Source organism: Rhodococcus sp. ACT016 (assembly GCF_050477185.1).
Classification (GTDB): Bacteria; Actinomycetota; Actinomycetes; order Mycobacteriales; family Mycobacteriaceae; genus Prescottella.
The window spans coordinates 17491-31781 of the sequence record NZ_JBEAET010000002.1; the positions used below are offsets into that span (position 1 = coordinate 17491).

Consider the following 14291-nt stretch of genomic DNA (forward strand, 5'->3'; position numbering starts at 1 on the left):
GTCAGCGACCGGTGCGGGTGGGAAGATGGGCGACAGCGCCGTTGGCCTCGGCGAGATCCCAGAGGAGATCCGCTGTGATGATGCCGGCGACGTTTCCGTCGTCGTCGTAGCCGACGATCGGCCCGTGGAAGATGCCGAACATCAGGGATTCGGATTCCTGCTTGGGCAGGTGCACGATGCCGCCCGGTTCGTAGACGTAGCAGTTGGGTCCGATGGGGTCGGCCTCACCCTCGTAGGCCCAGTTGCCGAAGATGTTGTATGCCTCGGCGGCACCGATGTGGCGGTGCAGCGGCGCCTGCGCCCCTTCGGAGACGTAGAGCAGAATCGATGTGGCGCCGGTGGTTTCGTTGATGTTGAGGAGCTTGAATGAGGTCCCCGGCATGGGAAACGGTGTCCAGGGGATGATATCGCAGTTGGTGACCCGGGAGGCGAGGCTGTTGGTCGGCCCGGTCACGGGCTGAGCCGCTCGTCCGAAGACCTCGGCCACGGCCGGATTCTGGGACGGGTCGATGGCGGGCCCGCCGTTGGGCACTGCCGGCTGGGCGACGACGGGGCCCGCAGGGGTCGGGGAGTCTGTGCTGATTGTCATGATGAGCCTTCCTGGTGTTGGCTGTGTTGCCTGTCACATCCGGTGACCAAATTGCCTCGACACGTAGGAGGACGTCCATGTCCCATGTCAGTAGGGCCATTAGGATCTACCTAACGGTCCAGTTCCTCCTCGGCTGGTGATGATCTCGATGGAATCCACCCCGAACCTCAACACCCGAGTTCTGCGTTACTTCGTCACGCTTGCGCGCGCTGGGACCTACACGCGGGCGGCGGAAATGCTGCACGTCGCGACGCCCTCACTGTCCCAGCAGATAGCGAAACTCGAGCACGACGTGGGCGTGAAGCTGGTCGAGCGGGATCATCGCGGCGCGCGCCTGACCGAGGCCGGGACCGAATTTCTTCCGCTGGCAATCAATCTGTTGGCGGTGCACGACCAGGCGATAGGTATCGTGCGGCGGCACCGGCGGGCAGCGCAACATCGGATTCGTATAGGTTTCTTCGCCTCGGTCGCGGGACCGCGTACCCATGAAATACTGGATTTGCTGCGCGCGTCTGTTCCGGGTATCAGTATCGAGCTCGTCCAGGTGGCGTGGGGGGAGCAGGTGACAGCCGTGACGGACGGTCGGGTCGATGTCGTCTTTGCGCGTCCCCCTCTGGATACGACGCACGTCAATGTGTTTCCGGTGTTCACCGAGAAACGGGTGCTTGCGATGTCGGCGAACCACCGCCTCGCCGCAAAAGATGAGTTGACGATTGCCGATCTGGCGGGTGTCGTTCAGGTCGATACCGACAATGTGCCGGAGGACTGGCGGAAATGGTGGTCGGTGGACCCCCGGCCGGACGGAACCCCGGTCATCTATGGCCCCATGGTCCATGGCGTGGAAGAAATGCTCGAAGTCGTCGCAACCAGTGACGCAGTCGCCGTCACCGCGGAAAGCCTCGTCACCGCTTTCCCCCGGAAGGACATCGTGTACCGACCGATCGTCGATATAGAACCGTCCCAGATGGTTCTCGTCACGCCCATGGAAGAACGATCGACGATTAGTGCGCTGATCCATGCCGCACAGATGACTTCACGCCCTTAGCGGATTGCGCGGTAGGCCGGCATCGGGGTCATCGGGGTCATCGGGGTCATCGGGGTCATCGGGGTGTCCGCGAGTGGGACGCGATGGTCAGTGGTGGAGCGGGCGAGCCCGACCTCCCAATCGATCGGCCCCTTCTCCGGCACCGCCGCGTCGGCGTCCAGGCTTCCAGACCCCTGCCGCCGGCACGAATCCGCCTACGCCGGACAACCGTTCGCGCGCAGTAGATCGCTGGCCGTCTGGGCAGTCGTCGAACCATGCGACGAGCCGGTGATCGAGATCGGCGGGTTCGATGTCACTGTCGCCGACACGATCGAGACCGAGGTCGAGGTTGCTGCAACGAGTCTCGACGTGAGCGACGTGGACGAGAAGACATTCGTGCTGTGGTGCGCATCGTCGATGGGCTGCGGGCCCGTAAGGCGCTCGCGGGCAATGTCAGCAAGTCACAGGGGTGACTGCTGGCAGCAGCTCAATCGTCGGGGCGGCGAGGGAGTTTCGTTGTCGGTGGCTGCTCGTAGTCTCTCGGCACGTTGATTGAGGGGTGTCGGATGATCAAGCCGCCGGGGAACAGCGACGTGGCGGGCCCACCTGACACGCCTTAGAGCCTGAGTTCCAATTAGCCGGATCGGCCGGCCATTCCGTTTGCGAAATGACTACCTGGAACGCTCATCAAGCCAGATCGCGTGATCGAGTTCCCACGCTGTAATCCGCCTGCCCATGCGGACACTCAACCGCTCCGCAACAGTAGCGAGCACCTGTCGCGCCTCCTCGGGTGACACGACCACGCCGTGCCGGGCGAGCCAACGCAGCACCATGCGGTCGGGCTTCACCTCGTCCTCATTGCCGACGAGCATCCACAGGTAGCCGCGACGGACACCCGCAGTGCCCTCGCCGGGGATCTTGCGCAGATCGGCTTCGACCGCTTCGAGCCGATGCGGATCGGTCAACAGCCGGCGGGCGTCCTGGAGCGTCCGAATGTTGTGGTCGACGAGAACCCGTGCATGCTGCAGCACTGCGTCGGCTTTCAGGATCCCGCCACGCGCTGGCGTGCGCTGCCTGTTCCGGGTCGACGCAACAAGTTTGTCGGTCGCTGGATAGCGGTCCAGGAACATGTCGAGCGGGAGTGGGTCCGGCTCATCGTTGGTCGAGTTCTGAACTGAGGGCGCGTCGACTCCACAGTCCTCGGCGACCCTGTGGACGACTGGAACTACGACTGAGTCGTAGCGGGCGCTGATGCTGTAGACGGCATCGAGGATGCAGAAACTCAAACTCACCCAACGACGCTCGCGCGGCTGCGGGTCCAGTGCTTCGGCAGCGTCAACCAGTCTGGTGAGGTCATCGTCTGACAACATGCCGAGCACCATAACTGAGCACACAGACAGTTCCGGAAGATTCCCGCCGAGGAAGGCTCGACCGAGAGTTCGGCCCCTGAGGTTGGGTTTCAACCGGAGTCCATGCGAGTGTTCTCGAATGGTCGTGTCGCATTGCAGCCCTGGGCGCCCACCGAAGCGCAGTGTGAGCGGCTGTCGCGTGTGGATGCTCCTTCTTGCGCTCGGCCTCGTCAGCGCCTGCTCCGGGCAGGAACCCGTCAACCCATACGCTGACGCATCCGGGGCGGTATTCACGAGGAACGGGCACACGGGACCGCGGGATCTATCAGCGGTGCCCGAACTCCCCACCTCGACGACCCCCGGTGCAGAATTCACACTCGATGGCCTGTGGTCAGGAACAGCAGTCACCGACGACCCAACACATCTGACGTGTGGCCATGACTCCGGAAACAACAGTCAGACATACACCGTCACAACGCCGACAGCGGGACAGTTCTCCGGTGTGGACAACTATCCGACCGCGGACTTCTACAGCCTCACCGTGTTCCTCTTCGATCAACCACAGTCGGAGACCGGAGTCGAACGGACCGCGCAAGTTGTGGTTGGCTTCGCGGATTCGACAGGCACATACGTTCAGATGGCGGCACCTGAACCCAGCAGCGTTGTCGTGCAAGCCAACGAGGACAAATCTGCAGTGGCGTTCTCGATGATCAACGTGGCAGCGGACAAGCGGAGCGACGGATCACCCACCACCGTGGACGGCACCATCACCTGCCCCACGCAGTGACGGAACACTGCCGCAACGCGCTGGCCCCAGCGCCACGGACAACCGTGGAGAATTTCTCCACGGTTGGCGCGGACAGAGGGTCGTGGGCACGTGTGGAGAATTTCTCCACACGTGGCCGAAACCGCAGGTCAGAGCGCACTCGAGCTAGAGCGCGGTCGTTGAACAGGAATCTTCAGCGACAGCAGTAAAGTTGCTGGTCAAACTGTACGCAAGCTTGCGTACCCCGATTCGGCCCCGGTGACTCGCCCGGTCCGTATGACAATCCGAATGATCAGGCTCAACAAGTGCACGCGGATCATACGAGTGCCATCGGGCGTCGCGACGCGGAGCGGTGGGGCTAGCATTCGCCTTTCGCGGCCGCGTAGACGGCCTTTCGGATCTGCTCCTGATCGGACTTGCTGAGCTGGTCCCACTCCTCGTTGCCGGTGGGTTTGCCGGACTCTGCCGCCAACTCCTGAAGCTCCGGGAAGTTCTCTGGATGTTCGATCAGGGCGATGAACTCGTCCGCGGCCTTCTTCGAATCCCATGGTTCGCCTGTCATCTCCGAGAGTTCTTCAAGTCCCTTGAAGAAGTCCTTCGAGGCTGTGCATGTCTCGGTGTAGAGCGCCTTACCTGTCGGCAACTCGCCCGAGGAGGGTGGTGCCGCTTCTGCCGCTGCCGGGGTGGATGTGACGGGGTGGTGCGAGCTGGTCGCTGTCGCTGCGGAAGTGATCGCGGCTTTGTCGGCGCTTTCACTGTTCGAGCTGCAGCCGGCCAGGAGAAGTGCGGACACGGCGATACCGGCCAGCAGGGTGCGTCTCATACCCCATGAATATCAGACAAAGCCGACAAGTCGGATGGATTCGCGCTACATCGCCTCCGCGGGCCTCTCGAGCGCACGTCTTCTCGCTGGACCCGAGTCGCCCGGCAGACATCTCGTATGCCGGTTCCCATGTCGAACTCGGACGACTCAAACGGGCCTGAGAGTGAACAGGTTGTCAGAGATGTCGACGACAGCCTTGAGGCGGGCTCCGACCGTCATGATCGGTTCGGGTTCGCACCGGAAGTAGCCTTCGAACGGTGGCACGTCCGGCCCGCTGATTCGCAGCGTCAGTTCCGCCCACTCGGTCTCGCCGTCAGTGGTCACCTCCATGTCGATAATCTCAGCGACTGCGGGCCGACCGCATTGTCGCAGTCGCGCGAAGTCTGTCCTCTGCTCGCCTGCATCGCTCCACAAAGAGGCGCCCAAAGCCATCAAGAGCGGCACGCAGATGCCGAAGAGTGCCTTCTCCCACCACGCGGCGTCCGCAACGATGAGCCAGGCGAGGGAGCCTAGAGCGCCCATCCAGGCAAGTGCAGCGCCGCAACGGGCCGAAGCGAAACTGCTGCCAGTGAATACGGCTGCTCTACCGGTCGTGTTCCCATCGGTGGTCACCCCGTGATTGTCGCAGTGGATCTTCCCTCGATCACGCTCTGTCCCTCAACATCCAATCGCTCAGGTCGAGGAGCTTCGATCGGAATCGGCACCATGCCCCCGACAACGTCAATCGCGTACACGCGGAATGGAAGGCGCGAGACCGCACTGACTTCGCCGCGAGACCATTGAGCGAGCTCGGTTCACCTGTCCCACAGGGGACACCCAAAGCCTCCTCACGCGAGGTGAGTTGCGTCCGGTAGCCCGCCTCGAGGGGACTGACAAGTGGTGAGTCCCCTCGAACACTGCTCGGGCCCCAGCGGCGCACGATCCGCGCGCAGACCCCGGCCCCTCGCGCGCTTCTTGCGTCCCCGCTGCGTGCGAGTACCACCGACTCTGCCTCCACATCTCGTAAGCGCCATTCGCGAGCGTTGACGCCGCCGCTGATCTGAGTAGCGTCGAAAATCGTTGCCCCGCAGAGTTGAGAGCTCCACACAGGGGTGACAGCCCGCAACAACGCCACACGCATCGAGCGCGGCGGGGTTGTGGGTCCTCGGACGGCACCGCGCGAGGGGCAGACTCAGCGGTGCCGCCCCCTTATGTCAGCCACCCCGGCGGGGTTTCGTGCACGGCGGCCGACGAAATGGGTTGATCTGCGGAGTGAAATCGCTGCGGCTCGTGTGCGGCCCGCTTTGGCCGGTCTACTTTCAGATGCGCCGTATTCCGTAAGCCGAACCGGGGTGCGGCCGGGGGCTGGATCGGTCCCGACACGAGCGGCCCCGCCCCACCACGGCTCGCCCGTCCCGTTGCCTCCTGCAGTAGGCGGGCGATCGGCCGCCCCCACGGCTGAGTGACTGTTGGGCGGCCAGGGGTGGATCGGGGCAGATCTCTCCATCACACCCGATCCACCCCACCCCTGAATCGACGAAAGCCCACGCGGCTTCTGGCCGAGCCGGTGATCCGTCCACTGCGGGGCTATCCCGTCGGCGTGGCTCGCCGGTAGTGTCTGGTCCGCACCACCCCAGACGGTGCACACGCGGCCCCGCCCTGGTCAGTCACTGGACCTTGGCGGGGCCATCCCCACTCCCACGGCATCGGCGAATAGGCTTGCGGGCGTTCAGGCAATGAGCGAATGAGAACCCTCAAAGTCACCTGCACCACACCACGCCGCCGAAGTATTCAGCCGGCTCACCTGCAACCGCTGCGCACTCAGAGCCAGCATCGACGAAAGAGGCCCTTCCGAATCCTTGCCTGTGGTGCGCCACGAAGACGGGTGCGGTTGGGCTCCCTTGCGCCAGAATTAACTCCGTTGCGCAGGCGTGAGCGACTCCATCAAGGTTGGGCCCATCCCCGCCGTGTGCGAAGAATCTGTTGAGCCGCCGTCCAGCTGCCCTCGCGCAGCAGTCGCCCTAAATTCGCGGGCAGAGTCACGACTCCACTGACGAAGGAACCGTCATGAGGTTCGAATCCATTCAGTCCGTCGCGGATAGATGTGCGATCCACCACCAAACAGTTGGCCGCGCCATCAGAGCAGGCCTGCTCACCGAACACCGCGTGGCCCCCGCCTGCATCCGGCCGAACACTGACGAAGCCGACGAAGTGTTCCGGAACCACTTACGGGTGCGGAATCACCTTCGGCAATTGATCCGTGTCGAGCCGGTCGGGTGACCGTGCTCACTGTCGTCGGAGACCGGTTGGTACAAGATATCTACAGCCAGATTCGGACATCATGGGGTCTAGAGGGGAGTGAGGATGGCATCTACCAGTTTGCCGTGGGGACGATCCCGGCTGCTCTCCAGGCTCGACGAGGCACCCCTGACTGTGTTGTCGGCGCCCCGTGGGTACGGAAAGACGACACTCGTGGAGACGTGGCTGGCGGCGCAACCGGACAGCACCGTAATCCGAGTCGAGGTTCCCGATCCCGGCATGGCCACGCAGCAGTACTGGTCGGATCTCGCGGAGAGGGTGAACGCGGACACCGACGTGCTCGTCCTCGACCGCCCAGATCGGCTGTGTGGCGTGACCATCTGGGAATGGCTGCGCACGATCCGCGCGGCGCATCGCGGGTTGCGCGTCGTGGTGTCGATTCGCGAAAGCACCCTGCTGGAGTCCGGACGCTTGCCCGACCCGACCCTGACGGTTGTCACCGCGGCGGAACTGGAGTTCACCGAGGCGGAGGTCGCCGACCTGCTCGCACGCCGTGGCGTGTCGTCTCCGGAGCGGACGGCGCGGGACCTGTTGCGAATCACCGGAGGCCATCCAGCGCTGGTTGCGATCGCCGAGGGCGTGGTCCGAGTCTTCGGCAGCGACCTGGACTTCGAGCGGGAGCGTGCCTACCTGGCAGTGCGGGTAGAGATCGACAGGTATGTCGAGGACATGCTGCTGGAGGAGCCGGGCATCGGCGACATGGCCCGCACGATCGCAGTGCTGCGGCGGCCGTTCCCCGATGCGCTAAAGCTGTTGGGGATCGACGACGGTGCAGGGACCCTCAGCGGCCTCGAACGCGCCGGGCTGTTGCGACGTATGCCAGCGGCACCGGACCCATACTGGACGTGGCCCACAGCGTTCCGCAGATCCGTACTGCGGATCGTGGAGCGGGACGCCGTGGTGCCCTCTCGCGTGGCCTCGGTGACCCTCGCACGCTGGTTCGCCGACCGCGGCGAGCCTGTCGAGGCACTCCGGCACGCGACCGACGGTCAGGACTGGGATCTGCTGATCGCCACCCTCGCCACCGAGTGGCCCGCCATCGTCACCACCGGGCTGGGAGTGCTGGTCCGTGCGTTGCAAGCACTGCCAGAATCGGAGGCGCGGGCGAACCCGGCCGTGCGGTACGCGCGCCTGCTTGTCGCCGGAGTCGGCCTGACGGCGGGAAGTCCGGGCTACATGCGCGGGCCGCTGCCGGAAATCTCCGTTACCGGGACCGCTGATCGCGACTCGGCCGAACTGGCGCTCCTGACCGGCATACTGCGCCTGTGCGTTCAACGCTGGAACGGCGACTACGACGAGGCCGTGCGCGACCGCGACGCACTGGTGACACTCGCGAACCGGGTAGGCGAATCCGGTGGCCTGGACCGGCGCTGGCTCTCCTCGGTCTGGATGCACCTCGGGCTGGCCAGCCAGCTTCGCGGCGGGGACAGACGGACGGTCGAACTCCTCACCCGAGCCGTCGACTGCGGCATCGACGATCCCGGCAACTTCGCGTCCCGTCAAGCCACCGGTCATCTGGCGCTGCACCACGCGGTACGGGGCGAGCCCGAGCGGGCGGCCCACTGGCTCCGGCAGGAGGCGCGGTTCGGGGAACGGGCGGGCTGGATCCGAGCGTTGGTCGAACGTCCGGCGATCGTTGCGCGGGCACTGGAACAACTCGATCGCCTGGATGTCCCGGCTGCGGAAGCCGCAATGGATGAACTGGACGAAATCGACGACGAGCTCGACGAGCTCGGGGCGTTCGTCGCGTACGTGCGCAGTCAGCTCGACCTGATCCTGGGCCGTTCCGAGGTCGGGCTCGACCGGGTCGACAGGAGCCGCGACCGGCTCCGGCGCCGGCTCGGCCCGACCGCCGCTGCGGGCCCACTGCTGACCGCGGCTTCGATGGACCTACACACGGCGGCGGGTCAGGCGGCGCGGGTGCTCGCTCACGCCCGCCTGGCAGACGGACCGATGCACCCAATGATGCGGCTGGCCGCGTCGAGGGCCGCCATGTGTACCGGCGACCATGCAGCCGCGACCGCGTTCTGCACGCCTCTGACCGGGCGCCATGTCAGTGGGACCCGGGTCCGCCTCGAGGCGTTGTTGATCGCGGCCACGCTCGCGCACGAGCAGGGTAGCGACGACGAGGCCCGGATCGCATGGGAACGAGCGACGGCGACGTCTCGAGACAGTGGGCTGGTGCGGCCACTATTGACCGTGCCGCCCGCGATCCGCGACGCGCTGACCGCGGGCGGAGACGCGATTCCTTTCGCGGACAAACTTGCCGAGTGGGGCGACGGGCCGTACCCGCAGCCCGCACCGCTGGTAACTCTGACCAAGCGCGAGGCCGTCGTGCTCGACGGCCTCGCCCGCGGCGGCAGTCTTGCGCAGATCGCCGAATCCCTGTTCGTCTCCACGAGCACCGTCAAATCCCAGCGCCACAGCCTGTACCGGAAGCTCGGTGTGCACTCCCGCCGGGACGCCGTCCTGGAGGCTGCACGTCGCGGACTTCTCTAGACCAGCGTCGGGGGCGGAACTCCCGTTGCGACGGGCAGGGATGTCCTTGCCAGCCACCATCTCGGCGAGGGACAGCTCAGCGGTGAGAGTGCCATCCTCTAGGTGATCGAGCAGCGATTTTCCTCCGAAGATTGACCGCTCAATTGGCCACCAGCTCGCAGCACCAAACGGGTCCTCGACCGGCAGCTGGATGCACGGTCGATTCGGATGATGTCAGCTGGGTCGATCATCGTGGAGGAATTCTTGAGCGCTGACTCACGACTCCTCCGTTTGGCCGAGGCTACGCTGCAGTCTCTCGCGGTTGGCAGGCGATCGGAGTAGACATGCTGTCTCAGCCAGCGACTCGTGTTCGGCAAGCGACGTCAGGACTGCGTTGCCGTGCTCACTGACAATCTCGACTGTCGTCGCATCGTCGTTCACCTGACGGATCAGCTCGCCGAGCCTCTCCTCGGCCTGTTGTTGTTATACGGATGTCAAGTCAAAATCGTTCTTGTACAACTGGATTGAGTCCATCGAGCGTGCTCGCCGGATATTCTTCATCGTATCGAAATCCCAGCTCAGGAGGAGTGCGATGTGCGATGTCCTCGACGATGAGCAGGTCCGGCGTCTGGTGGGCAACGACGTCGACTGGTACCGATCTGCCGGTGGGCTGATCGAGCTCCACGACGATAATGGTCTTCGCTGGTTCCCGCTGTTCCAGTTCGACCAGGACTGGGGTCGTGTTCACCCGATCGTGGCCTGCGTCAATCGGAAGCTCGGCGCGGCCGCCGATCCGAAGGCGATGGTCGACTGGTGAACCACTCCGAGCCAGCACTTCTGTGAGCGGACCCAGATCGATCTCGTCGGGGCCGGCCAAGCGCGGGTTTGTCATAACGGTCAGTCAGAGTCGACTCATCGCTGGTCATCAGGGCGGAGCTCTTCCGGCACTGTGTACTGGCCGCACAAGCCGCGATCATCGCCCTCTGGATACATGTGGTGTTGCTGCTCAGCACGTTCAGCAATCTGGTTGGCCTCGGCTCGAGCTTTGGCCATCCGGTTCTTCAATCGGTTGGACGAAACCGTCGTGATGAACGGGTTCGACGACCGGACCACACGCGAGGTGACCGGGCTCGACGACGTCGTCACTCGCCGGCTGGCCCGTCGGTCCGTCGACGTCGGCCCCGACGTTGTCGCGCTGCTCTGCGCACGGGGTTTCGACCCGGTCTACAGGGCCCGCGGGCTACGACGCACCGTTCGCACGGCGCTGACCGATCCGATCGCGGCTGCGGTGTTCGAGCACCGCCCGGTGGGGACGGAACACCTCGCACTGACCACGCGAGTGGTCGACGGCCGAGTTCGGGTCACCTGCGTGTGATGGATGACCTGCGGCATTCGGTCGGGCTGCTGGCCGCAGCGGCAGGGGACCTCGACCCGGTCCCATCCGGCGAGCCGGATGGGACCAGGTGTCACCTAAGCGACCGCCAACTAGTCGATGAGGTCCTCGTAGCGGTACTCGGTGCTGATCGGTGCGCTGTCGCGGTGTGCGATGTCTTCTCGGTTCTTGAGTTCGACGCGGCGGATCTTTCCTGAGATGGTTTTCGGCAGTTCGAAGAACTCAACCCGCCGGACCTTCTGATACGGCGCTAGATGGTCGCGCGAGTATTCGAGGATCGATCGGGCGGTCTCCGCCGTCGGTTCCCAACCCGCAGCGAGTGCCACATAAGCCTTGGGGATGGCGAGTCGGGTGTCGTCTGGCTGCGGAACGACTGCCGCTTCCACCACGGCCGGATGCTCGATCAGAACGCTCTCCAGTTCGAATGGGGACACCTTGTAATCCGAGGACTTGAACACGTCGTCGGTACGTCCGATGTAGGTGATGTAGCCGTCGGAGTCGCGTTGAGCAACATCGCCGGTGTGGTAGTAGCCGCCGGCCATCACTTGTTCGTTGCGTTCAGGATCGCCTAGGTATCCGGTCATCAGGTTCATCGGACGCTGGCTGAGATCGAGGCAGATCTCGCCCTCGTCGGCCGCTTTGCCCGAGACAGGATCGACCAGCACTACCGGCACCCCTGGCATCGGCCGTCCCATCGATCCTGGCTTCACCGTTTGCCCGGGCGCATTCCCGACCTGAAGTGTCGTCTCGGTTTGCCCGAATCCGTCGCGGATGGTGAGTCCCCATGCCTCCTCGACCTGGCGGATAACGTCTGGGTTGAGTGGTTCACCGGCTCCAAGGAGTTCGCGTAAGAACTCAGGCTTCTCACCAAGGTCGGCCTGGATGAGCATGCGCCATACCGTTGGTGGCGCGCAAAAGGTGTTCACCTCTGCTCGACGCAACTGGTCCATCAAGGCGCTCGCATCGAATCGGGGGTAGTTGTAGACGAAGATCGTCGCCTCAGCAATCCACGGCGCGAAGAAGCAACTCCACGCATGCTTCGCCCAGCCCGGTGAGCTGATCGCCAGGTGCACATCGCCAGGTGTCAGCCCAATCCAGGCCATCGTGGTGAAATGCCCTACCGCGTAACTAATCTGGGAGTGCTCGACGAGCTTCGGCTTGCTGGTGGTCCCCGAGGTGAAATAGATGAGCATCGGCTCGTCGACGGTCGTCACCGAGTTGAACGGACCGTCCGACTCCACCGAGGCCGAGTCGGCAAAAGGCTGCCACCCATCTGGGTTACCACCCACCGCGATGCGGAGATAGTCACCTCCGATGTCGTCGAACTTCGACGTGTCCCCGGCGTTGGCGATCACGCAGCGGACTGCGCCGCGAGCGATGCGGTCACGCAAATCCTCGGGGCCCAGCGCCGCAGTCGTCGGCATCACGATCGCGCCGAGCTTCATGACCGCCAGCATCGCCTCCCACAGCTCGACCTGGTTGCCGAGCATCAGGATGACGCGGTCCCCTTTCCTGATCCCCAACTGCTGCAGCCACGTCGCCGTGCGATCCGACCGGTCAGCCATTTCGTCGAACGTCACCTTCAATTCGGTGCCGTCAGGCTCGACGATCCACAGCGCGAGGCGCTCGTTGCCGCGGGCGAACGCATCGAACCAGTCCGTCGCCCAGTTGAACTGGCCCGTCAGATCCGGCCACCGAAACTCGTCAACGGCCTTGTCGTAGTCATCGGCGAGCGCGATCAGCTGATCCCGGGCCGAACGGTACAGGTCTGTGTTCGTCTTCATGTAGATCATGATCTGCGTCACAGCGTGATCGAGACCACCCCCGAAAGGGGGTCCCACCAGTGGTCGCTGCGCGGGGTCTGCGCCGAACACGACATATAGCGGGAGTTCATCGGGTGAATCTGGCGATCCGCGCTCGACGAGCTTGCCGGCCTTGAAGGGGATTACCTGCTCGACGACATGGTCGTACCGCCCTGCCCGGAGGATTGAGCCAGACCACCTATCCTGACGCCGCTGTTCGCCGACCCCAACCCCAGGCACCGGAGAAGGGGGAGGCGAGGAAGCTCTAGCCAGCGGCGTTCAGCCCCGGTCATCCGCAGATGGCCGGGGATGAGCGCCGTCCGCGGGGACCCCACGCAGACGGCGCTCGTCCGGCACGCCGAAATCCGCGTGCCGACTGATCTCGGTGTCGGTTACTGTCTCGGTGCCTCATGGAGCACCCGACTCCGGACCGGGAGGGCGCGAGTTCGACCCTCGCCGCCAGGTCCACGTTCGTATCTCTCGGGAGGGTCGTTGTCTGATCAGGCGTTTCGGGACGGCCCGGCGCAGTACGCGACCGGGCAGCTGACGCGTGCACTCGAGATCGCGGTGCGTGTGGGAGACACCGCAACGCGTGCGCGGGCGCAGGAGAAGGCGCAGCGGTGGCGGGATGTCCTGGACGGGATTGCGACTGGGCACATCAGGGTCGGCAGCCGCACGCCTGTCGCAGATCTGCCCGCCTGGGTGACTCTCGAAGTGGCGCACGGCGATTTCGCTACCGGCCGCGCGTTGTCCGAAGCGCCGTAACGCAATGCGCGACGCGACAGGGCGCAACGCCAGACGGAACAGGGCGCAACGCGCGACGCGCGGATGCCCGACAGTCTCGACCACGTCGACCTGGCGGGTGGTCGCGGTCCGATCGCGGTGATTGCGAACGCAGCCGATGCGTGGCCGGTCGGAGTGCAGGAGCGCGGTGGTCGGCGACGTCGTTCCACTACGCCGGCGACGAGGTACTGACCCGCGTGGGTGGTTTGCCTCGTCTGGAGCCAGCGGGTTGAGGTGCTTGGTCGGGTGGCCGCCTTTGCGCCGTGGGACGCTGCGGTCGGATGGGTCGTGCCGCACTGTGGCGGTGCGGGTCCGTCGGTTCTGCGGGCAGTAGTCGGTAACGCTCGCGCCCGCTGCGCGATCCACTCGGTGGGAGCTGTCCGACGAAGGGGAGGATCGGAATGCTGAAGAAGTTGGTAGTGAGTGCGGCGATCGCGACGGGTGTCGTCGTGGGGGTGGCGCCGCAGGCGAGTGCTGCGGATCAGGCCTACGTTCCGCCTGCCGGGTACGAGCTGAACACGAGGTGGTTCAAGCTGCCGGGGGAGCCCAGCAGGTCGTGGGACAACAACGCGGACCTGCTCAGTCCGTTCGGTACGAGCGACATCTACTGCTACACCTATCCGGGGGCCGTGACCGGCCCGCTTCCGTTCGACTGCTTTCAGCTCGATCCGTGGCGCCAGACACATCAGGTGATGCGGGTCCCGTTCTCGCAGAACTTGCACACCATCAATCCGGTTGCGACACCGCCAGGGCTGTTTCCGGGGACTCTGGGATCGTCCTGACACGCGTCCGCCCGCAGCGGTACGGCTCGGCCCCTGCACCCCAGGTGGGTGCGGGGCTGTTCTGGTGTAGTGACCTTCGTGGATCGAGTTTCCCGTCTGGGGACGTGGGCGCGCACCGCGTTGCATGGCGTCGCAAACGTTACCCGTCAGTACCTCCCGAACTGTAACACGTTCTAGGACTGGAACATTCACGCGATTCGGTCC

At 64.7% G+C, this 14291-nt stretch carries 12 protein-coding genes and 1 pseudogene; 7 read left to right on the forward strand and 6 right to left on the reverse strand.

The annotated features are described in order from the left end of the window. Position 1: 1 nt before the first annotated feature. Positions 2–589, reverse strand: a complete 588-nt coding sequence (locus tag ACQ5DX_RS26955; RefSeq protein WP_430335836.1) for a 2,4'-dihydroxyacetophenone dioxygenase family protein — start codon at positions 587–589, stop codon at positions 2–4. Positions 590–728: 139 nt separating this feature from the next. Here ACQ5DX_RS26955 and ACQ5DX_RS26960 point away from each other — a divergent pair, with 139 nt between their 5' ends. Next, a complete protein-coding gene (locus ACQ5DX_RS26960; protein WP_430336315.1) occupies positions 729–1634 on the forward strand; it encodes a LysR family transcriptional regulator in 906 nt (301 codons plus the stop codon). Between the two features lie 650 nt (positions 1635–2284). Here the strand turns inward: ACQ5DX_RS26960 and ACQ5DX_RS26965 are convergent. Then, on the reverse strand, positions 2285–2995 hold the full coding sequence (locus ACQ5DX_RS26965) for a hypothetical protein (protein ID WP_430335837.1): 711 nt from the start codon (positions 2993–2995) through the stop codon (positions 2285–2287). A 298-nt stretch (positions 2996–3293) separates the two neighbouring features. Between ACQ5DX_RS26965 and ACQ5DX_RS26970 the strand changes: the two genes are divergently transcribed. Then, complete coding sequence (locus ACQ5DX_RS26970; RefSeq protein ID WP_430335838.1) at positions 3294–3749, forward strand: hypothetical protein; 456 nt, start codon at positions 3294–3296, stop codon at positions 3747–3749. A 337-nt stretch (positions 3750–4086) separates the two neighbouring features. Here ACQ5DX_RS26970 and ACQ5DX_RS26975 read toward each other — a convergent pair whose 3' ends face one another. Next, the gene (locus ACQ5DX_RS26975; RefSeq protein WP_430335839.1) at positions 4087–4551 is read right to left on the reverse strand and encodes a hypothetical protein; all 465 of its coding nucleotides are present in this window, start codon (positions 4549–4551) and stop codon (positions 4087–4089) included. Between the two features lie 147 nt (positions 4552–4698). After that, the gene (locus tag ACQ5DX_RS26980) at positions 4699–5163 is read right to left on the reverse strand and encodes a hypothetical protein (RefSeq protein WP_430335840.1); all 465 of its coding nucleotides are present in this window, start codon (positions 5161–5163) and stop codon (positions 4699–4701) included. A 1731-nt stretch (positions 5164–6894) separates the two neighbouring features. Here ACQ5DX_RS26980 and ACQ5DX_RS26985 point away from each other — a divergent pair. Then, positions 6895–9348 carry a LuxR C-terminal-related transcriptional regulator gene (locus tag ACQ5DX_RS26985; RefSeq protein WP_430335841.1) on the forward strand — a complete coding sequence of 818 codons (2454 nt, stop codon included), beginning with the start codon at positions 6895–6897 and terminating at the stop codon, positions 9346–9348. A gap of 255 nt (positions 9349–9603) precedes the next feature. Here ACQ5DX_RS26985 and ACQ5DX_RS26990 read toward each other — a convergent pair. Beyond that, positions 9604–9792, reverse strand: a pseudogene (locus ACQ5DX_RS26990) (type II toxin-antitoxin system Phd/YefM family antitoxin); the annotation flags it as partial. 127 nt (positions 9793–9919) lie between these two features. On the opposite strand from ACQ5DX_RS26990, the gene ACQ5DX_RS26995 reads away from it, so the two are divergent. Together ACQ5DX_RS26995 and ACQ5DX_RS27000 are read left to right on the forward strand one after the other, a co-directional pair. After that, positions 9920–10144, forward strand: coding sequence for a hypothetical protein (locus ACQ5DX_RS26995; RefSeq protein WP_430335842.1), 225 nt, complete (start codon positions 9920–9922; stop codon positions 10142–10144). A 270-nt stretch (positions 10145–10414) separates the two neighbouring features. Beyond that, on the forward strand, positions 10415–10702 hold the full coding sequence (locus ACQ5DX_RS27000) for a hypothetical protein (protein ID WP_430335843.1): 288 nt from the start codon (positions 10415–10417) through the stop codon (positions 10700–10702). A gap of 110 nt (positions 10703–10812) precedes the next feature. On the opposite strand, the gene ACQ5DX_RS27005 is transcribed toward ACQ5DX_RS27000, so the two are convergent. Then, positions 10813–12504: an AMP-binding protein gene (locus ACQ5DX_RS27005; protein ID WP_430336316.1), complete on the reverse strand. Its 1692-nt coding sequence runs from the start codon at positions 12502–12504 to the stop codon at positions 10813–10815. Positions 12505–13014: 510 nt separating this feature from the next. Between ACQ5DX_RS27005 and ACQ5DX_RS27010 the strand changes: the two genes are divergently transcribed. Further along, positions 13015–13287 carry a hypothetical protein gene (locus ACQ5DX_RS27010; RefSeq protein WP_430335844.1) on the forward strand — a complete coding sequence of 91 codons (273 nt, stop codon included), beginning with the start codon at positions 13015–13017 and terminating at the stop codon, positions 13285–13287. Positions 13288–13706: 419 nt separating this feature from the next. Beyond that, a complete protein-coding gene (locus ACQ5DX_RS27015) occupies positions 13707–14087 on the forward strand; it encodes a hypothetical protein (RefSeq protein ID WP_430335845.1) in 381 nt (126 codons plus the stop codon). The last annotated feature ends 204 nt before the right edge of the window (positions 14088–14291 follow it).